Origin of the sequence: Streptomyces sp. NRRL S-1813 (genome assembly GCF_000719605.1) — a bacterium.
In the GTDB taxonomy this organism is placed as follows: domain Bacteria; phylum Actinomycetota; class Actinomycetes; order Streptomycetales; family Streptomycetaceae; genus Streptomyces; species Streptomyces decoyicus.
In genome coordinates this window covers 1-19189 of the sequence record NZ_JOHB01000059.1, presented here as the reverse complement: position 1 = coordinate 19189, position 19189 = coordinate 1, and the positions used below count along the sequence as shown (strand labels likewise).

Here is a 19189-nt window from a genome sequence, read left to right as displayed (position 1 = left end):
TGTTGAGCAACAAAGGACTGATCACTCCGCCCTGAGGGGTTCCCTCATCGGTCCGAGTGAATCCTCGACTCCGGCCCAGTTGATGCTGTGCCAGTCGAGATATCCGCCCTGGGGTCCGTTCGCTGTGGAAGTCCGAACAGGCTTGGATAACTCCAACTGTGAGTTCCTCCTTCGCGTCTAACTTGTCCGCCAGGTTCTGGCTGCTTTACTCGGGATACTGCAAAGGCTCACCTGGTCCACGTGAGCCCCCTTTCAGGGCGGGTCACCGGGACCCGTATCCGGCGAGTTATGGCCGGAGGCGTGAAGGTCACCTCCAGCTTTCCTCTGATCTTTCGATCTACCGGCATTCGCTTCTGGGACCATCCTGTTCCCGCTGGAGAGTTGGGCCTTCCTTGCGGTTGGCTTACCGGGCCGAGTACCCGGACTCCATCGGGGTTTCCACGTTCCACACACGTAAGTTGCGACTGGGAGGGGTGCCCCCTCTATCCCGGAACCGGCGGTGTCCTCTTTCCGGTCTCAAATCTCCGGAAGTCGCCTGACGCCTCTCAGTGTCGGGTTCTGTAGCTGCTGATTGCAAACCACCAGGCAGCTTCAACCTTACGAGACATCAACGAGGGTTCACGCGGTTCACCCGTCCAGCCTTTCCCTCGCCTGTTGTTCCCCGGTGGTCGGGAAACTCTTGGGCTTGAACACTCAGCTTCACACCCCGCCGTTACCGGCGACGCATGTGAGTGCGGGAACGGATACGGACACTAATCCGGGGTCAGCACATCTCTCCTTCCTTCGTGGCTTTCCCACATAACGTGTGCGACTTCGTGTCGCACTTTCAGGCGGTTGATCGCTCGTTCGACGGTGTTGCGCTTCTTGTAGCGGTCCTGGTCGAAGCCGGGCGGCCGTCCGCCGCGTGATCCTTTGCGGCCGGCGGGCGGCCTGGCTGTCAGTCTTCTCCGGGATCATGTGCCGGATACCGCGTCGCCGCAGGTACTCGCGGCACGACCTGTTGCTGTAGGCCTTGTCGGCTGCGAGGCTGTCCGGCAGGACACCCGCACCGACGCGCTGTGCAAGGAGCTCGGCGGCAACGTCGGCCAGGACCGGTTCCGCCACGCGACCGGCCTGCCGCTGACCTCCTACTTCTCCGGCCCCAAGATCCGCTGGCTGCTGGACAACGTCGCCGGCCTGCGCGAGCGCGCCGAGATCCTCTTTCGGACCATGGACTCCTGGGTCATCTGGAACCTCACCGGCGGCCCTTCCTGCGGCGTCCACGTCACCGACGTCACCAACGCCTCGCGCACCATGCTCATGAACCTGCACACCCTGGAGTGGGACGAGCGCCTCCTCGCCGCCATGGATATCCCGGCCGCCATCCTGCCGCGGATCCGCTCCTCCGCCGAGGTGTACGGCATGGCCGGCGGAGCCCTCTACGGCGTGCCGGTCGCCTCCGCGCTCGGCGGCCAACAGGCGGCGCTACGTAACCCTTGTACTGACCGACGCAGGTGACGCCCCATCAACGAGTGTGCGAAGCCGTCGCCCGTCCCGAATGCGGAGTGGCGGTGCAGCCGCCTGCGTACGGGAGCCGTCGCGATCCGTGAGTGTGTGGGCCGCGGAACTCGCCGTGTTCAGGAGGTCATTTGCCTCCAGCGCAGTCGTAGAGGGTGAAGCTTCCGTCCGAGAGCTGACCGTAGGCCTTGGGGGAGACGGGGGTGCAGCTTCTCTTCACCCAGACCGACGCCGGTGTCGACGGGCGGCGCGTGGTGAGGAGGGCGTAGCGCAGTTGGTGGGCGGAGACCAGGTCCCTGAGCCGTGGTGCGGTCGGATAGGGGGTCAGGCCGGTAAAGCCGCCCATGACCAGTAGGGGTTGGGGGGTGGCGCGCAGCAGGGGCGAGGCGCCGTAGGCGGCTTGGGTGGCGAGCAGGTACTTCTCCCCGGAACGGTGCGCGGAGAGGTAGTTCAGCAGTGCGCTGTCCCGTCCGGACGGTTCGTTCAAGGGGTTTCGTCGGACCTTGGCCCGGTGGTGGTGCGCATCTTGGTAGCCGGGGCCGACCGGTCCGGCCAGTGGCTCTATCGGTGAGCCGGGGTAGCGCGGGTTCAGGCAGGAGGCGGCCCAGACGGCCGGCGCGAGCAGTACGGCTGTCAGGGACGCTGCCAGGAGGCTGTGCATCGCCCGTCGTGTGGTGTGTGGTCCGCTGGTCCACAGGCCGACGGTCCCGCACAGGCCGAGCATCAGCACCACCGGCAGCAGCCAGGGCGCGAATTCGCTGTGCGGGCCGTCAATTGCCGCGGCCCACAGTGCCGTGAGCCCGACAGCGACGGGCAGCGCCGCCCGACGTCGGCCACCGGCGCGGTACTCGGCCCACAGGAGGGCGATTCCGCCACCGGCCAGCGCGGCGAGGGCCGGGGCAAGTACGGTCATGTAGTAGCCGTGGTTGCCGTTGGAGTTGCTGAAGACCACGATGTGAACCGCCAGCCAGCCGCCCCAGAGCAGGAACCCTGTTCGCGGCCCGTCGGTGCGCGGCTGTCCGGCGCGCCACCACACGCCCAGCGCCAAGACCAGTACGGCGAGCGGCAGGAGCCAGGCGATCTGCGGGCCCACGCTCTGGTTGACCACCATGGTCCAACCCGTGTTACCGGTGGTGCGGCTGGCGGCGGTGCCGGCGACGGCGCCCAGCGCGTGCGGGTCGTTGCCGAAGCGGCTCAGCCCGTTGTAGCCGAAGACCAGGGTGAAGGGGCTGTTGTTGCTGGTCCCGTCGATGTAGGGACGGTTCGCGGCGGGGGTGACCCATACCAGCAGCAGCCAGGAGCAGGAGACGACGAGTGCGGTGATCCCGGCGAGCAGCAACCGCCGGGCCCGGTCCCATCGGGAACCAGGTGCTGCCAGTTGGTACACCGCGGCGAAGACCGGCAGGACGAGCCACGCTTGGAGCATCTTGGTCTGGAAGGCCAGGCCCACCCATGTCCCGCAAACGAGCAGCGGCAGCAGTCTCCCGGTGCGGACGGCCTTCTGCAGCGATCCTGCCGCGAGGACCAGCAGCAGAACGAGCAGGGTGTCGGGGATGTTGTGCCGGTTGAGCGCGACGGTGACCGGAGTGAGGGTGAGTACCAGCGCGGCGAGCAGCCCTGCCAAGGGGCCGGCCCAGGCACGGACGATCCGGTGCAGCGCCCAGACAGCGAGTACCCCCTCCAGCACCTGCGGCAGTACCGCCGCCCAGTTGTACGGTCCGAGGAGCCTGACGGAAAGGGCCTGTGGCCACAGCGCACCGGGGATCTTGTCCAGGGTGACCGAGCCGCTCGGGTCGAGCCCGCCGAAGACGAAGGCGTGCCAGTTCGCCGCCATCGACCGCACGGCCGCGGTGTAGTACGGGTGCACCGCGGCACGGTCGATGGCCCAGGTGTAGAGCACCGCGGCGACTGCCAGGATCAGCAGCAGGGCGTAGCACTCCTGACTGACGGCGGTCCGCTGACTGCGCTTGGCGTGGGCGCGTCTGATGCCCTGCGAGGGGTGGTGCCGGTCGGTGGCGTCCCGGGTGAGGGGGGTGGTGGCCATGGCGGGGTCTCTCCTGGGGCGGCGGGCTGGGTACGTGGGCTTCACAGGCGGCGGGCCATGCGGAGCCCTTGGGCGTAGAAGCCATGGCCGTCGAGCGTCGCGCGGCCGGCCAGGTCGCCCATGGTGGGCCCGTTGGCCCGCGAGCGGCTGGAGTAGAAGCGCGGGCGCCCGTCCGTGTCCGGACCCAGGTACATGCCGACGTGGTCGATGTCGCGCGGGCTGCCGATGTCGATGGCGAAGAAGACGAGGTCGCCGGGGAGCAGCAGGCTGATGTCGGCAGGTGGCCGGCCGGTGTTCGGGATCAGCAGCACGCCGGGGGCCCGGGAGGCGATGGCGTAGGCGCGGCGGGGCAGGCCGGCCCCCGGGCTGTTGGTGGCGTGCATGGGGTAGCCCATGCGGTAGCCCCAGACCAGGCGCATGAAGCCGGAGCAGTCCACGTCCCCGTAGCGCTCCTTCTCCGGGTGCTTGCGGATGCCGTCCGGGAAGGTCCAGGGAGTGCCGAGGTAGTCGTAGAAGTCGGACTTCTCATCGCGGTAGTCGAAGGATGTCGGCGACTGTCCGGGAACGAGCGGCCCGAAGTGAGCCTTGCCGGCGTAGCGCAGACCCGATGCGGTGCGCAGATCGTGCGCCCCGTCGCCGTACTGGAAGGCCACGGCGAGGACGTCCGGACTGCGGTCGGCCAGGGCCTTGGGGAACCACTCCCGGAACCAGCGGGTTCGCTCCTTGTCCTGACTCCATGCACCGCCCATCAGCCGTACCCAGGCGTCGCTGCGCACCACCGCGCCGGTGGTGCGCGGCTCGCTCCAGGTACGGGTCGGGCCGGTCAGCAGCGCGGTGCGGGCACCGTCGGTGAAGGTGGCCAGCACGCGGTCGTCGGCGGCGCGAACCACCGTACGGGCAGGCGCGGCGCGGCGCTCGAAGCGGTAGCCGCCGGCGGGGACCGAGAAGCCACCGCCCGGTACGCCGCTCCGGAAGCGGTGCCATGCGTATGCAGTGACCGCACTTGCGGAGGCCAGACCGGCGGCGCAGGCCAGGATCTGACGGCGACTGGGGCTGCCGGGCGGGGTGGGGTTGGTGCCCATGGTGACCTCCTCTAGGCGCGGATGGGTACGGCGGATGCGTGCGGCTCGTTCAGCCGATGGGCAGTGCCCCCAGCAGCAGCCCGGCAACGAGCACCACATACGTGCCGAGGGTCACCGCGGTGGTGGAGATCACGGTGGCGGCCAGCGGTTGGCGGACCAACTGATAGGCGATGAGGCCGGGCACGATGAAGCCCAGTGTCTGGGTGGTGTAAAGGAGCGGGAACTCGTGCTGGAGCGCGAGCAGCACCGTGGTCTGGAGCAGCACTGCGGACAGCACCACGGCGGCGAAGAGCCGCTTCCCGTAAAGGATTGCATGACGCTGAAGGACCTTGGTCGCGACGAAGGTGAGCGCCGTGACGCCGATCACCATCGCGGCCCGGACCACATCGGTGACGAGGGTCAGCGCGAGCCAACCGGGGGTGATCATGCCGCCGGGGGAGAGGTTGGTGGTCAGATAGCAGACCAGTGAGAAGACCAGTCCGAGGGCTATCCCCAGCGCGATGGTCTGCGGAGTGACGTTGACGGGGATCACAGCGGGTTCCTTGTCGGCTGGTACAGCGCGTGGGCATGGGCAGCGCCGGGGCTCGGGAGATGCGGCCCGGACGTCGGGTCGTTCAGCGACGCCACCCAGCTGTACGGCTCCGGCTCGGGCGGGTGCGCGACCGGAAGTGGCTCGTCGGCGTCGTCCGAGGGCAGCCTGCTGAGGTGCTCCAGCAACAGCTCGCCCTGGCCGTGGATATTGCCGACGGCCACCAGCGAGGAATCCGGGGCCAGTTCGGCGAGGAGGGCGCGGGTCAGCTCCTGCGCGTCGCTCCGGTCGCCGCCCAGGTCCACCACCCGACCCGACGACCAGCCCGACGGGATGCCGTCGCGGGCGCTCTTGGTCGGATGACCGATGAGAAAGACCGTGTCCGGGGCCAGGTCGGGGACGATCGCTCCCATCTGCCCATTGCGTTCGACCCGGTCCGGGCGGCAGTTGATGACCACGTTCAGCGGGCGGCGGATCGCACCGAGCTCCTCCAGCTGACGGACGTTCATCAACGTCGACTCGGGGTCGTTGGCGGCGAAGACATTGGCGAAGCGCAGCCGTTTGCCGTCCGGTGTGCGGTAGCGCTCGACGGAGAGCACGCCGGGGTCCGGTGGCGCGTCCCACATGCCGCGCAGGGCGGTGGCCCGCTCCACGCCGAGCAGTTCGGCCACTGCCAGCGCGATGGCGACGTTCTCCTTGAAGGTGAACCAGCTGAACTCGCGCAGCTCCTCGTCGGTGACCGATGCCGGATCGACCGCGATCAGGCGGCACCTCCGCTTGTCCGCCTCCTCCTTGAGGATGTGCAGCCGCTCCTGCTCGGCGGTGACACAGACCCCGCCGACCGGCATCGACCGGGACAGCGAGCGGGCCACATCGTCCAGCGTCGGACCCATTTCGGCGAGGTGGTCCTCGCGGACGTTGCACAGCACGCCGATGGTGGAGCGGATCAGCTTCTCCTGGTTGACCTCTTGAAGTGCGGGCATCACCGCCATGCACTCGATCACCAGAGCATCCGGCCGGTAGGCCGCCGCGCGCCGGACGATGCCGATCTGCTCGACGACGTTCGCGATGCCGAACTTCCGGTACACCGGCTCCTCTGTGGCATCCGGGTGGATGAACCGGGCAGCGGTGCCGGTGGTCTTGGCCACGGTGACCAGGCCACCGCCCCGCAGCGCCCCCGCGCACAGCCGGGTGATCGAGCTCTTGCCGCGAATGCCGTTGACCAGCACCCGCGTGGGGATCTGTGCCAGCGCGGCGTAGTGGCGCCGCTGCTCCAGCACGCCGGCGACCAGCAGCACGGCACAGCTCAGCAGCAGGACAACATAGAGGAAAAGCACGTCGGTTGATCCTTCACTGCTACGGTGCGCTGCCGCGCTGGAACGATGGGGCAGGGACAGAGGCAAGGTAAGCTCGCCCGCCGCCGCGGTCCCGCTCCACCAGCGCCTGCCGGAGCAGTTCCAGACTGCGAGTGACCGAACCGCACTCGTCGTGGTGGACCGGGTACAGCACGGTGCGGCGGTCACCGTCGGCCAGCCGCTCCGCGCATCTGGTGAGGGTGCGCAGCGGTCTGACCACCACGATGTGCAGCCAGCTCAGGCAGGCGCCCCCCGCGGCCAGGGCGAGCAGCCCGGCCAGCATGGTGCGTGACTGGACCTGATATGCCGCCAGTTTGAGCGCTGCGGCGGGTTCGGCGGAGACCACCCGCCAGCCGAGGCCGGCGGCCGGCCCCGTCTGTGCCAGTGGCGCGGCGGCCGCGACCGACGGGCCCGCGCCCGGCGCGGTCCCCGCGTGGAGGACGGCCGATGCCGGGCTGCCCGCGCCGCCGGGTGCCGCGTCGGTCTTGGCCACCAGACGGGTGAGGGCGCGGCTGGGAAGCGATTGGAAGGCTTGAAAGCCGACGCTTGCCGCGAGCACTCTGTGGTGCTCGTCGGTCAGCCACACTCTGCCGAGCCCCGGCCGGGCAACCAGGTCGTTCAGCGCGTCAACGCCGATCTCTGCGACGACTACGGCCGAGGCGGTGTCCCCGCCTTTATCGGCGTTCTTGGCGTTCTTGGCCGTCGGGATCTGGACGTAGGCGGCGATCGCGGGGATCTTGCCTGACGTATTGACCTGGGTGATTCCGTCGCCGGTGGGACGGGCGAGGGTGCGCAGCGGCTCCTTGCCCGCTCGCAGCACGATGGCACCGGTGTGGTCCAGCATGTACAGCGATCGGTACGTGGGATGGTCGGCGTGTTCACGTCGCAGAACCTGCGCCGCCCGCTCCCGTGGCGCACCGGCGATGGCTGATGCCGTCGCCGCGAGGTCGGCGTGGCTCTGGCCGAGGGACTGCCGTACTCGGTCAGCGGTGGCTTCGGTGCGTGCCTGCTGGTCGGCGACGGCGGCTGCCGGTACGGCCTGGGCGCCCGGTACGCGATTGAGCAGGAACAGCAGCGGCACTCCCCACGCGGCGATCACGAGTGTGCAGATGAGGACCAGAGCCCGGGCACCGGGGCGGCGCCGCACCGGCCGCACAGGCTCCGGTCCCGTCTGGCCGAGCAGTTGGCGGCGTATCGACTCCAGCGCCCGGCCGACCCTGCCGGGCTCGCCGAACGCACCGGCTGCCACCGGCTGCGCCAACTCCGCGCGTACTGCGGGCATTTCGCCGGCGCCCTTGGCCAGCCGGGCAGCGGACAGGTGCAGCCGCAGCAGCGGACGCTGCACGGTGACCCACAGCACCAGAGCGACCAGCACGGCGATCACCACCAATGCGCCCGCAGCCACGATGGCGAACCCTGTGTGGTCGGCTCCGCCCTTCGCCGGAGTCACATCCCTGAGCGTGAGAATCGTCAGTCCCGGCCCGAAGGCGTCGTCTTTGCCGTCCATCGCGGCGACCGATGCCCAACCCGCGACCCTGCGCAGCCCGTCGTGACTGTTGCCGAGCATGCTGCCGGAGGCGTCACCGGTGTGCAGACCGGCGTCCGCGGCAGCGGAGGGCAGGGTGCGGTCCTTGGCGTCGAGTGTCAGGGGCTTGCCAGTGGCGGCCGTGGTGGCAAGCACCTTTCCGTTCCGGCCCACCAGTTGAGCGGTGCGCCCGTCTCCGTGGACCGCGAGGGCCGCGACCTTTTCCGAGACGACCAGCAGGAATTCGCGTGCACCATCGCCCTGTTCCCCCGCGTGGTCCGGCTTGCCGTCCTGGTTCCGGTCCGGAGCAGAGACAGCCACCCGGGCGAAGAACAACAGTCGCGGTCCGGCGCGGCCCGAAGTGACCAGCCGGGGCGGGAGGTTGGCGGCAGGGGACCGCGCCAGGGCCGCTGCGTCCACCCCGGTCAGCGGCACCGTTTCACCGCCGGCCGCGAGCGGCTTGCCAGTGTGCGGGGCGAGCAGCACACCGCCCCGGACCGGGGGACCGGTCGGAAGGAGGGACCGCAGCGTCGCCTTCGGAGTACCGCTCGCGGGGGCCCTGACCGACGCGGCGGAACGACGCACTGTCCTGGCCCTGACGTCGGCGGACGTTCTGAACGAGTCCGCGGCATCCTCGGCGATCCGGCGTTCCGCGTCGCGTACCGCCTGGGGGACCTCCTGCTCATGAACGGCGCCGACGCCGAGTGTGGGAAAGACGGCAACTGCCAGCAGCGCGCAGAGCAGTGCGGCGATCGGCGGACGGACACCTCCGAGCAGAGGCATGTCGGCGCGGCGTCGCGCACGGTGTCGACGGGGCGCGTGAGCAACCGGGTGCAGGGCAGCCTCCTCTCGGCACGTGGGGGGATGAACGGGGGGCAACTCGACCAGTATCGAGCTGCGTTCACAAGATAATCCCATTTTCGGTCGCGACGCTTCCCTGCATACGGACCATACGGAACCTCTGCACTCAAATCGACCGAGGAAATGGCCACTTCTGGACCTCCGCCTCATCCCGGTGGCGGCGAATTCGCCAACGCCCCTGTCGGAACTCGGCGAGCCCGAATACCGGCGCGCTCGCACCGTCGAGGCGTTCCTCCAGAGCTAATCGCCGGTTCCTGCTGCCCGCTCCGACGTCGCATTCCGTGCCGCTGCAACTGGTCACGAGGGTGTCGAACGCAGGGCGCTGACCACTGGCATCCGCACGCCAGGGCAGGTCTCCCGTACGTATCCTGCGTTGGCACTCGACATGCTCAACTCCGCGGTGCATTCCACGTGTCGAAGGCCGAGCCACGTGCAGACGGATCCTCGGGAAAGGCCGGCCGTACGGCCGACGACGGCGCAGGGCACGAGACCGACGCCGCACAACTTCAGAAAGTACCGACGGCGTCACATCACCAACTGTGCGGTAATAAGAACTCTCCGCATAAACAAGGGGTCTTGGCTTGGCAATGGCAAATCACCTATTACGATGAGCGCCAACCGACCGCCGGTCACGCGGTGTTCGCCCTCATGGAGAAGGACTGCCCATGAAACACGCACGAAGGCGTCACAGCCCGTTACGAGCCCGGGTCGCCGGCACCACTGGGGCGCTGGCCGTCATCCTGGGCGCCGGAGTCGCGCCGGCTGTCGCCGCCGGGAAGAGCACTGGTACGCCCATGACCGCGGCAGCTGCCTTGGATGACCCGGCGCAAGCCCCGGACCAGGCGGCGGCCTTGGACGCGGCGCAACCCCCGGGCCAGGCGGCGGCCTTGGACGCGGCGCCGGCCCCGGGCCAGGCCACAGCCTTGGACGCGGCGCCGGCCCCGGGCCAGGCCACAGCCTTGGACGCGGCGCCGGCCCCGGGCCAGCTGACTCTGCCCGCCCCGACCGGGCGCCATGGCGTCGGAACCGTCGACCTCCACCTGCGCGACGCGAAACGCACGGATCCGTGGGTGCCCGGGCAGCAGCGCGAGTTGATGGTCTCGCTGTGGTATCCGGCCACGCACACCAGCCGCTATCCCGCCGCGCAGCTCCCGGTCAGCCAGCAGGTGCTGCCGGGCGGGGTGACCCTGCCCACCACTGCCGGGCACACCGGCGCCCCGGTGGATCGCAAGTCCGGCAAGCTGCCGGTGCTGCTGTACTCGCCCGGCGGGCGTGGGAACCGTGCGACGGGCACGGCACTGGTTCAGGACCTGGCCAGCCGCGGCTACTTGGTCGTCACCATCGACCACACCCACGACACCAACGATGTGGTGTTCCCTGGCGGGCGACATGAGGTGAGCATGCTGCCGCCAGGCACCAAATCGCGCGACTTGATCGACGTCCGGGCGGCGGACACCCACTTCGTCATCAACCAGCTGGCCGAGATCGCCCGCGGCCACAACCCGGATGTGGAACACAAGCTGCTCCCCCACGGGCTGACCCAGGCCGTGAGTACGAAACGCATCGGGATGTTCGGTGCTTCTCTCGGCGGCGGATCAGTGGCCGCTGCCATGCACGCGGACTCCAGGATCGACGCCGGCGTGAACCTGGACGGCCAGCTCTTCGGCTCGTCGGAACACCAGCGGCTTGACCGCCCCTACATGCTGTTCAGTTCCGAGCACCACAACCGCAACAGCGACCCGAGCTGGGCGCGGCTCTGGGAAAACCTGCACGGGGAGCGGCTCGACCTGAAGCTGCGCGGCTCCGGGCACAACTCCTTCGTCGACAACCAGGTCCTGTTCCCCCAGGCACCGGGCGCATTCGGGATAACCCCGGAAGTAATGCAGCAGGCACTCGGCACGATCGACCCCAACCGCTCCATCGAGGTCCAACGCACCTACGTCGCCGCCTTCTTCGACAAGCACCTGCGCCATCGGAACAGCCACCTGCTCGACGGCCCCTCGCGCCACTACCCAGAGGTCGACTTCATCCGCTGAACCGACCCGACGTCACACCCGCACCGCACGCTGACCCGCTGTAGACGCTCGACGGGTACCCGTGGCCCAGGCGCAACGGACGAGCTTCGAGGGCAACCGAGCAATGTGTTTCGCGCCGTTGCTGCGGGGGCCGTATCGAGCAGGTTGGCTTGCCGCCCTTGTCGGCTTCGAAGAGATACAGCGTCCGGCCCGTTCCGTCGGCGAGGATCGGGCCGGACTCCCTGGTGGCCCGGATGGCGACGGTGGCGCGGTGGATGGTGAGCCGGACGGCGAGGCGCTCGCGGTGGTGCGGACGGCGGACGGCGGACGGCGGACGGGGGTGCGGACTCGGAGGCGCGGGACGAGTCGTCGCCGCTGTCCGAATACCCGCCGGCGGTCATGACGGGCACGGCGGCCGCCGCGGCTACGCCCGGTCTAACGAGTCTGAGAGGGCTATTCGCGAGTTGATGTCCTTTTCGTTTGACGTTGGGTGAGGCTCGCTGGTCGGGGGCCTGTGGGCATGGTTATGGGTGGGGCTGGGTGAACAGGCCGGGTTCGGTGGAGGGTTACGGCGCCTACAGCGCTGAGGCCGTCACCCCGGGCACTACGGCCTCCCCCTCGTCACGGGGGAGGAGGCCGCAGTCATGTCCGGTCGGCACCGCGCCGCATGTCGCTCAGGACGCTGATCACGGTCCATGCGCGGCCGACGCGAGCACACGAGAAGAGGTCGACGGCCTGGACGGTGGGGGTGTTCGCGAAATTCATCGTGAACTCCTGGCGTACGAGGGCGACGTCACCGACGATGTCGACGCCACGGCGGCCGGGCGTCTCGGAGTAGCCCTCTTCACGCAGGCCGTTGCGCATCTGCGCCTCGGCGTATGCGGCCAGCCCAAGCACTGATATGTCACGGTCGTCGGGGAAGATACGCAGGGCGAGGACCGCGGCCGGGTCGAAGACGGCGTTGAACTTCTGCCAGTCGGGCTCGCCGCCCGGCTCGAAGGCGAGGGCGGCATAGGCACGCTCGACAAGAGCACCGAGCTGCTGCTCGTCGCTCATCGCACCGAGCCCCCGGCCGCGGCCACAGCAGGCCCGGTGGAGCCGAGTTCGATCGTGTAGGTGTCGATGCCCCGTGCGGCGAGCACGGCGTCGGGGTCGGCGGAGACGAACGCCCTGGCGCCGGGATCGTCGGTGAGATGGGCGTCGAAGTGGGCCGTGACCAGGCCCTGCCAGGCCAGCTTGGCCTTGTCCCCCGAAACGAGGCGCTCCATGGGCTCGACGGACCGGGCGATACGGGTCCAGTCGCCGGGGCCGTCCGGGAAGAGAGCGGCGAGGCCCTCGGTGAACTCCTTCAGCCACGCCTGGCCGGTCTCGATGTCGTCGACGAAGTGGTTGTGGTCGGCACGGGCGAGGACGACCATGCGCTTGCGTGTGGCGGGCAGCGAGCGGAACAGGGCGAGCTGGCCGTACAGGGGCAGCAATGAGTCCCGGTCGGCGGCGAGTACGAGGGTGGCGGCATCGTTGTGCCAGTCGAGATCGAGCTCGGTGACGAAGCCGTTGTCGGGTTCGGCCACCGGGGAGTCGCCTCCCGCGGGGCACATCGGGACGACGGCGGTGACCCGGTCGTCCACGGCGGGCGCGACGATCGAGGACCAGCCGCCGTAGCTCGCTCCGGTCACACCGACCCTGTGCGGGCGCACGGGCAGGGTCGCCGTCGCGGTGTTGATCAGGAACGGTATGTCCTGCTTGCGATTCTGGGCGATCGTGCGCAGGTGCGCGTTGTCGTCGTCCGACTCACCGCCGGACGGGTCCTGGGCGGTGAGGAAGGCGTTCACGTCCTGGAAGGTGCTGCCGACGACGTCGGGTGAGACGACGACGTAGCCGTGGCTGGCGAGGTGGGTGCCGAGGAAGGTGGCTTCGCGGCGGAAGCCCGCATAGCCGTGGATCAGCACGATCAGAGGGCGCTCGGTGGACCCGGCGGCCCAGTCCGCGTCGCGGACGGCGGCCTGGTGGACGACGTCGGTCGGGCCCACCTGGCTCTCGGCGGCCCATCCGGGGTTGAAGGTGTCCCAGTACGCCGGGTCGAGGTCATGGCCACGGTGACGCTCGTGCGCCGGATACCAGATCTCGACAGGCAGGGTCCGCTGGCGTTCGGTGTCGGTCCACTCGTCGCTGAGGACGCCGACGGGGTGGGCGCCGCGGGCGAACGGGTCGTAGGTCATGGGTCTCTCCTTGTGGTGCGCCGACCGCTCGGGGCGGCGGGTTGGATGGGTCAGGTGAGCGGATCGGTCTGCCCGATCGCGGCATAGACGGCCGGTTGCCGCCACCACAGCCAGGCGCCGCGGACGCACCCTGCGACGAGCGCCGCGAGGACGAGCAGCGGCAGAAGGACGCTGCTGCTGTCGTCGCGTCCGGTGAGCTGGGGGGTGTTGGCGATGATCAGCCAGTTCGCGGCCAGCAGTGCGAGGCCGGCCAGGAGCGGGCACAGCAGGACCTGCCAGGCGGGCAGACCGTGCCGGTTGCGCAGGAAGTAGGTGAAGATTCCGAACGCGGCCAGGAGGTTCATGAGGGGCAACCCGATCACGGCCGGTGCGCTGCCCAGGACGAAGAGGACCTCGTAGGGATCGCTCCCGCTTGCGGCGCATGCCAAGACCGCGGCGAGGGTCAGCAGGGAGTGCCCGGCGCTGGCCACCCAGGGCGATCCCAGGCGCGGGTGGGCCGCTCCGGCCGCCTTGGGCAGGACGCCGTCACGGCCCAGCGCGAACACATACCGCGAGGCGGCGTTGTGGAAGGCCAGGATGGACGCGAACCAGCTGGTGACGACCAGCACCTGCATGGTCGTGGCCACCCACCCGCCGGCGAAGTCCCGTGCGGCGGTGAACATCATGCCCGTGGGATCAGTGCTCCCCACGGTGACTGCGCCGGCGTCGCCGAACGCCTGGACGATGGACCAGGTGATGAAGGCGTAGAAGACAGCGAGGACGGCGATCGCGGCGAAGGTGGCGCGCCGGATGGTGCGGGCCGGGTCACGGACCTCCTCGGAGAACAGGACCGTCGACTCGAATCCGCCGAAGGCAGCGACGGCCGCCGCGAGCATCACCCCTGCGCGGGGCCCGAAAACCTCCCCGGGCGAGAACGCGGCTGCAGACAGACCATGGGCGCCCCCGCGTGCGGTGACAGCGAGCGCGACGATCACGAGAATCGCCAGCTCGCCCACGATCACGACGCCGAGGACGCGGGCGTTGAGCTCGACGCGCAGCAGACCGAGCACGGCCATGGCGGCGGTCGCGATCAGGGCCCACAGCAGCCATGGCGTCGAGACATGGAAGAGGTCGTCGACCGTGTTCCGCGCGAAGACCGCGAAGAGGCCGACGGCTCCCGTCGCGGCGGCGCCATAGGACAGGACGGCGACGAAGGCCACACCGAGTCCGAGTGGGCGGCCGATGCCTTCGGCCACGAACAGATACAGCCCGCCAGCACTGCGGATACGGCGGGCCATCGCGACATAGCCCACGGCCAAGACCGTGAATATCGCCCCGCACACCAGGAACATGCCCGCGGTGCCGACGCCGCCGCGCCCTATCGCCAGCGGCAGGGCGCCCACCGAGAACCCCAGCGGAGCGGCCGCGGCAACGACGAAGAAGACGACATGCCGGGCGCCGAGGGCACCGGTATGCAGGGCAGGTCCCGCTGTGGTGTCCGTGGTCATGACGGCTCCTGTCCAGGTCCGATGCGCGATGGAACGGAACCTTGCCAAAGCGCTTTGGCAAAGTCAATGGAGCGGCAGCGATGGGCGCTTATGATGCGATCATGGCGAATCAGCGGAAGGCCCGGCCGGGGCAGCGGCCCGCGGGCACCAGGACCACGATCCAGGACGTCGCCACCGAGGCCGGAGTCTCGCTGACCACCGTGTCGCACGTACTGAACGGCAAAGGCCGCGTCGATGCCCGGACCCGGGACCACGTACGTGCCGTTGCGGACAGGCTCGGCTACGTACCCAGCCGTACCGCCCGCGGTCTCGCCTCGGGCCGCAGCTACACCATCGGCCTCTCGCTGCCGCAGCTCGCCGCGCTCCCTCCGGGCGAGCTCCTCGACTCGCAGTGGTACGCGCAGGTGGTGGTGGCGTCCTCACAGCGGGCCCTCGATCGCCAGTACGCGGTCGCCGTTCTGCCCGGTTTCACGACGACCGAGGAGCTCGGCCGTCACGCCGTGGACGGCGTGGTGGTACTCGACCCCGTCCACGACGACCCCCGGTTCGCGCTCCTGGAGCGCGCTCGCATCCCCCATGTGTCGGTCGGGCGGGACCCCCTGCACCTGGACGTGCCGGCGGTCCACCCGGACGCCCTCGGCGGGGCCGCCGCCCTGCTCACCCACCTGGCGCAGCGCGGATCGCGCCGGATACTCCTGCTGTCCGCGCCGGTGGAATGGCAGCACGTCCATGACACCGTGGCCCACGCACGCCAGTGGTCCGCCGGACGCGACGTAACGGTGCGTCACATCATCGCGGGCGAGAAGCTGTTCTCCCGCGAGAGCCTCTACGAGGACGTGCGCCGGGCGACGGCCACCGCTTTGACGGCCGCCGAGCCGCCGGACGCGATCGTGGGGATGTTCGAAGGATTCGGCGCGACCATCGCGGCAGGCGCCGCCGCGGAAGGCTGTGCCGTACCGACCGCGGTGCGTGTCGCTCAGGACACCGACGACCGCTCCACCCTGACGGCCTCCCCCGCCATCACAGCCCTCGACCAGCACCCGGACCAGCAAGCCCGGGCCGCCGTCGACCTGCTTTTGGACCTCATCGCCCATCGCGTCCCGGCGGACGACGTCGTTACGCCGGTGACCCTGCGGGTACGCGCGTCCACCTGACCTCCGACAAGAAACTCGCCATCGTCGTGGCCGATCAGTCCGGCTACAGCGACAACGGCTACCCGGTGTACGGCCGCTTCGCGGCGGACGGCCGGCCGGTCGCCGTACACATCGACTTCAGTCGTCGAGCGGAGCCTGGGATGGATCATGATCCGTCGGCGTCTGGCCCGCGGCTACGAGACCCTCCCCGCCAGCTCCGAAGCCGTGATCAACATCGCCTCGGTCGACAACCTCACCAAGCGCATAACGGGGGTTCCGTCAGGTCGGGCGGTATGAGGCGTTCCTCTCGCTATCTGCATGCGAGCCGTCACCATCCGTTGAATGCTGGGGTCGCGCCCCGGGACCCTTTGCGGGACGAGGCAGCGCCGGGGCGGGCCCGGCGTGGCTGGTGCCGTGCGCGACAGGGAGGGGAAACCCATGGCCGACGATAAGACCAACGAGACCGACGGCAGCATGCCGGCAGCCGTCGCAGCGTTCGTTCCGACGCCGGAGGTGGTGCAGCAGGCGGAGCAGGCGCGCAAGGACCTGGAAGCGATGGGTATCGAGGTCGAATTCCACACGAAGTGGTGGGGGTTCGAGCTGCACTGCAACCAGGAGGCGATCGAGGGGCTCCAGGAGATCCGCGATCTGGTCTTGCAGATCGTGGAGAACTTCCTCCCCAAACCCCTGGCGCAGGTCATCAGCGCGGTCGCCCAGCTGCAGAAACTCTGGATGAAGGAGGTGTCGAAGGGGCACGGCGCCAAACTGGTCTCGCCGTGGTTCGCGCCGACGATGCTCATCCCCGTCGGGCTGGGCCCCAAGCCGGACCTGGACGCCCCTGCATGGTGCAGCCGTTCACCTGCCGTAGCACCGCTTATCCCTGCGGTCCACTGCTCGCAAATTCTGCTCAACCCGCGCCCTGACGTGGGATTTTGGCGGATTCGCGAAAACTGGATCCAGGGGTAGCCGGCGCCGGATGGTGGCCTTGATCGCGCCAAAGGGGCGCGGCGCCGGTGCACAGCGCACCCCGACCGAGAGAGACCCAACGATGACGACGATCCCGACTGACCATCAGGTTCCCGCACAGACCACCCTGGCGCGCCCCCCGGCACCCGCCCCGGTGCCGTTCGCACTGCCCGCGGCCTTTCAGCCGCCCGTAGACGCCCCCCGCCCTGTGACCCAGTCACCGCCTACGCGTTCTCGTACGCAGGCTCTGCAACGGCGTACGCGGTCGCCTCGGTGCCCGCAGCCGGGCCGGTGCCCGTGCCGCCGGACGCACCGACCACGCGGCGCTCCTGGCGCAGGGCGGGCGCAGTGGCAGCGGCCCTGTTCGTGGCCGCGGTGGGCTGCGGAGTACTGGCGCTGACCTACCCGTCGCTGGAGCGGGTGTGGCAAGTGGCTGGCGGCTTCTCCACAGTTGCCGGCGCAGCCACCGCAGTGGTGACGCTGATCGGCCGGCGGAACGCTGCCGGAGCTCGGCAGTAGCAGTTGAGGCCGCCGTGAGCTGGCTGATGCCAGCTCACGGCGGCCTCACACTCGCCGTCCGACTCAGAGCCCTGAGCGCCGCGGCAGCAGCTGGCTACAGCTACTGGTAGGAACCCGCAATCACCTCGTGGCCCTTGAGTTCGGCGACGCGAGCGCAGCCGCTGCTTGTCAGTACCCGCTGCCCCTCGTCGACACCTCGATTCCGCTCGCGCTTCCACCACGTGGCTTTGTTGACCAGCTTCGACAGCACTTGTTCAGGGTTTCGGGAGGCACTCCAGCCACGGCATGTTCGATGTTCACGAGGAACGACAGCGCACGGCAGCGAGCCCGGTCGACGCGGTGCGCACGGCACCAAGCCAGGAGAAATCCGTTGTCGTGCCATCTGCGAGGTCGCATGCTTCAGGTCGTGAGCACTGAAGACGACTTGCCCTACGCCACCGTCACCATGCCTGTCACCGTGCGCGATCTGCTGCCTCAGGATTTGCCGGCGTGCACCTGGTCCGGCTCGGCCATCCACCTACGCCATGTGGAGCGAGAGCTGGCGCGCGCTGCGGCGGGCGAGGTGGACTACCTGGCTGTATGCACTCCTGTGAACCTGCCGGTGGCGATCGGCGGCATCGACTATCAGGTCTCCAAAGAAGCCGGAACCTTGTGGCAGCTCGCCGTGTTGCCGGCGCTGCAATCCCGCGGCTTCGGAACGCTGCTCGTCCGCGCTGCCGAACAGCGGATCCGGCACCGCGGGCTGCGCAGGGCCGAACTCGCTGTGGAGGAGGACAACCCCCGGGCACGCGCCCTGTACGAGCGCCTGGGCTACGTCGCATACGGCCGCGAACCGGACGCTTGGGACGAGGAAGGACCCGACGGATCGATCCGTCGCCACGAGACGATGTGCTTTCTCATGCGAAAGAGCCTCTGAGCCCCGTCCAGCGGCACTTGCGCAACGGAGACAGCCAGGTGGTCATGGCTCGGCTGCCCGTCTCAAGTGCCGGTGAGTACCCGACAGTCCGATGCAGGTGCTGTTGTAACTGGTGGACGTTCGATTCGCACCCGCCACCGTCTGCCTCCCGAAGCGATGAACAAATGCTGTCCGCTCTCGTGGACAGAGCCAACCACGCCGCACCCTCGCGCCGGGAGGTGAAGGGGCACTTCCTCACCGCGGAATGTGAGCGTGCCCAGGCGCGGAAGAAGGCTGACCCGGGAAGCGATCCGACTGTCTGGTGAGGGTGATCGGCAGTGCCCCCGGAACTGGTGAGCGCAGTCGGTAGCGCCGCTTTGGCGCTACCGGGCGAGAAGGGCGCTTACGGTCTTGCCCCCGGACGGTCGGCGGGTCACCGCGGTGGCGCGGGCGAGGCGGTTGACCATGGCCCAGCCAAAGCCTCCGGTGCCGCCGTTCAGGTCGGGGGTGCGCATGCGCGGCGCCTGCGGGCTGGGGTCGTCGACTGCCACCTCGATGAGGTCGGGGCGGGCGGTCAGGCGGAGGGTGTAGGTGCCGCCGCCGTGGCGTAGGGCGTTGGTGACGAGTTCGGAGACGACCAGGACGGCGGTGTCGGCCGCTTCTGAGTCGACGGCCGGCTGCCGGAGGGCTTCGAGGAAGGCCCGGGTGGTCTCGCGCGCGTCGGCGACGGCGGTCGCGGAGCGGATGGTCGGGGCGTCGACGCACATCGTGTCCATCAGGTTCCCCTGGTTTCTGGCTCGTCAATGCCCGGTCCTGCTTACCCGCCGCTTGTGCCCCGCCCATCGCCTTCAAACCCGCCAGGGCTCGATTACCTCACCGTCGGACACGCAGAAATCTATGTTGGCTGGAGTAGACATTGGGCTGTGGCGTAGTTATGGTTTCTCTCGTAGCCGAGATCAGCACGGCCTGGCAGAGACGAACTGCCGGGCAGCAGTACCCGCAGTTGCAGTTCGCAGGACGGTGCGGTGGTGGAGTTCCGAAGCCAGGGTTGTTGCAGGAAGG

The 19189-nt window shown here is 69.2% G+C and carries 15 protein-coding genes and 1 pseudogene; 6 read left to right on the top strand and 10 right to left on the bottom strand.

The annotated features are described in order from the left end of the window. Positions 1-1029: 1029 nt before the first annotated feature. Positions 1030-1467: pseudogene (locus IF67_RS0137725) on the top strand (FGGY family carbohydrate kinase); the annotation flags it as partial. Positions 1468-1624: 157 nt separating this feature from the next. Here the strand turns inward: IF67_RS0137725 and IF67_RS0137720 are convergent. The 5 genes from IF67_RS0137720 to IF67_RS0137700 are packed head-to-tail and all read right to left on the bottom strand — an operon-like array spanning position 1625 to position 8815. Beyond that, positions 1625-3541, bottom strand: a complete 1917-nt coding sequence (locus IF67_RS0137720) for an ArnT family glycosyltransferase (RefSeq protein ID WP_030993461.1) — start codon at positions 3539-3541, stop codon at positions 1625-1627. Between the two features lie 41 nt (positions 3542-3582). Beyond that, the gene (locus IF67_RS0137715) at positions 3583-4623 is read right to left on the bottom strand and encodes an NlpC/P60 family protein (RefSeq protein ID WP_030993460.1); all 1041 of its coding nucleotides are present in this window, start codon (positions 4621-4623) and stop codon (positions 3583-3585) included. A gap of 49 nt (positions 4624-4672) precedes the next feature. Continuing rightward, complete coding sequence (locus IF67_RS0137710) at positions 4673-5155, bottom strand: poly-gamma-glutamate biosynthesis protein PgsC/CapC (protein WP_030075452.1); 483 nt, start codon at positions 5153-5155, stop codon at positions 4673-4675. Then, a complete protein-coding gene (gene pgsB / locus IF67_RS0137705; RefSeq protein ID WP_030993458.1) occupies positions 5152-6489 on the bottom strand; it encodes a poly-gamma-glutamate synthase PgsB in 1338 nt (445 codons plus the stop codon). The genes IF67_RS0137710 and pgsB overlap by 4 nt, the downstream gene beginning before the upstream one ends. Before the next feature lie 19 nt (positions 6490-6508). Further along, entirely contained in the window at positions 6509-8815 is a 2307-nt protein-coding gene (locus IF67_RS0137700; protein ID WP_030993456.1) for a HAMP domain-containing protein, read from the bottom strand. Between the two features lie 872 nt (positions 8816-9687). Here IF67_RS0137700 and IF67_RS0137695 point away from each other — a divergent pair. Then, positions 9688-10929, top strand: a complete 1242-nt coding sequence (locus IF67_RS0137695; protein WP_030993455.1) for an alpha/beta hydrolase family protein — start codon at positions 9688-9690, stop codon at positions 10927-10929. A 621-nt stretch (positions 10930-11550) separates the two neighbouring features. On the opposite strand, the gene IF67_RS0137690 is transcribed toward IF67_RS0137695, so the two are convergent. The 3 genes from IF67_RS0137690 to IF67_RS0137680 are packed head-to-tail and all read right to left on the bottom strand — an operon-like array spanning position 11551 to position 14614. Continuing rightward, positions 11551-11964: a hypothetical protein gene (locus IF67_RS0137690; RefSeq protein ID WP_030993453.1), complete on the bottom strand. Its 414-nt coding sequence runs from the start codon at positions 11962-11964 to the stop codon at positions 11551-11553. After that, the gene (locus tag IF67_RS45895) at positions 11961-13127 is read right to left on the bottom strand and encodes an alpha/beta hydrolase family protein (RefSeq protein WP_030993451.1); all 1167 of its coding nucleotides are present in this window, start codon (positions 13125-13127) and stop codon (positions 11961-11963) included. The genes IF67_RS0137690 and IF67_RS45895 overlap by 4 nt, the downstream gene beginning before the upstream one ends. A 50-nt stretch (positions 13128-13177) precedes the next feature. Then, complete coding sequence (locus tag IF67_RS0137680; protein ID WP_030993448.1) at positions 13178-14614, bottom strand: APC family permease; 1437 nt, start codon at positions 14612-14614, stop codon at positions 13178-13180. Positions 14615-14715: 101 nt separating this feature from the next. Between IF67_RS0137680 and IF67_RS0137675 the strand changes: the two genes are divergently transcribed. From IF67_RS0137675 to IF67_RS0137670, 3 genes are all read left to right on the top strand, one after another. Further along, positions 14716-15768, top strand: a complete 1053-nt coding sequence (locus IF67_RS0137675; RefSeq protein WP_158713228.1) for a LacI family DNA-binding transcriptional regulator — start codon at positions 14716-14718, stop codon at positions 15766-15768. Between the two features lie 147 nt (positions 15769-15915). Then, complete coding sequence (locus tag IF67_RS44510; protein ID WP_267959247.1) at positions 15916-16044, top strand: hypothetical protein; 129 nt, start codon at positions 15916-15918, stop codon at positions 16042-16044. A 141-nt stretch (positions 16045-16185) separates the two neighbouring features. Continuing rightward, positions 16186-16713 (top strand): hypothetical protein, encoded by a 528-nt coding sequence (locus IF67_RS0137670; protein ID WP_030993445.1) that lies wholly within the window; start codon positions 16186-16188, stop codon positions 16711-16713. A gap of 619 nt (positions 16714-17332) precedes the next feature. Here the strand turns inward: IF67_RS0137670 and IF67_RS44070 are convergent. Beyond that, the gene (locus tag IF67_RS44070; RefSeq protein ID WP_158713227.1) at positions 17333-17482 is read right to left on the bottom strand and encodes a hypothetical protein; all 150 of its coding nucleotides are present in this window, start codon (positions 17480-17482) and stop codon (positions 17333-17335) included. A gap of 144 nt (positions 17483-17626) precedes the next feature. Between IF67_RS44070 and IF67_RS0137660 the strand changes: the two genes are divergently transcribed. Further along, positions 17627-18148, top strand: a complete 522-nt coding sequence (locus tag IF67_RS0137660) for a GNAT family N-acetyltransferase (protein ID WP_030993443.1) — start codon at positions 17627-17629, stop codon at positions 18146-18148. A gap of 362 nt (positions 18149-18510) precedes the next feature. On the opposite strand, the gene IF67_RS0137650 is transcribed toward IF67_RS0137660, so the two are convergent. After that, positions 18511-18903, bottom strand: a complete 393-nt coding sequence (locus IF67_RS0137650) for an ATP-binding protein (RefSeq protein ID WP_030993442.1) — start codon at positions 18901-18903, stop codon at positions 18511-18513. Positions 18904-19189 lie beyond the last annotated feature (286 nt).

What these genes read in the sequence shown, in the direction of transcription:
- IF67_RS0137650 (WP_030993442.1), bottom strand. Translation starts at nt 18,903, where the DNA reads ATGGACACGATGTGCGTCGACGCCCCGACCATCCGCTCCGCGACCGCC.
- IF67_RS0137680 (WP_030993448.1), bottom strand. Translation starts at nt 14,614, where the DNA reads ATGACCACGGACACCACAGCGGGACCTGCCCTGCATACCGGTGCCCTC.
- IF67_RS0137695 (WP_030993455.1), top strand. Translation starts at nt 9,688, where the DNA reads ATGACCGCGGCAGCTGCCTTGGATGACCCGGCGCAAGCCCCGGACCAG.
- IF67_RS44510 (WP_267959247.1), top strand. Translation starts at nt 15,916, where the DNA reads ATGATCCGTCGGCGTCTGGCCCGCGGCTACGAGACCCTCCCCGCCAGC.
- IF67_RS0137690 (WP_030993453.1), bottom strand. Translation starts at nt 11,964, where the DNA reads ATGAGCGACGAGCAGCAGCTCGGTGCTCTTGTCGAGCGTGCCTATGCC.
- IF67_RS0137660 (WP_030993443.1), top strand. Translation starts at nt 17,627, where the DNA reads ATGCTTCAGGTCGTGAGCACTGAAGACGACTTGCCCTACGCCACCGTC.
- IF67_RS45895 (WP_030993451.1), bottom strand. Translation starts at nt 13,127, where the DNA reads ATGACCTACGACCCGTTCGCCCGCGGCGCCCACCCCGTCGGCGTCCTC.
- IF67_RS0137700 (WP_030993456.1), bottom strand. Translation starts at nt 8,815, where the DNA reads ATGCCTCTGCTCGGAGGTGTCCGTCCGCCGATCGCCGCACTGCTCTGC.
- IF67_RS0137720 (WP_030993461.1), bottom strand. Translation starts at nt 3,541, where the DNA reads ATGGCCACCACCCCCCTCACCCGGGACGCCACCGACCGGCACCACCCC.
- IF67_RS0137715 (WP_030993460.1), bottom strand. Translation starts at nt 4,623, where the DNA reads ATGGGCACCAACCCCACCCCGCCCGGCAGCCCCAGTCGCCGTCAGATC.
- IF67_RS0137670 (WP_030993445.1), top strand. Translation starts at nt 16,186, where the DNA reads ATGGCCGACGATAAGACCAACGAGACCGACGGCAGCATGCCGGCAGCC.
- IF67_RS0137675 (WP_158713228.1), top strand. Translation starts at nt 14,716, where the DNA reads ATGGCGAATCAGCGGAAGGCCCGGCCGGGGCAGCGGCCCGCGGGCACC.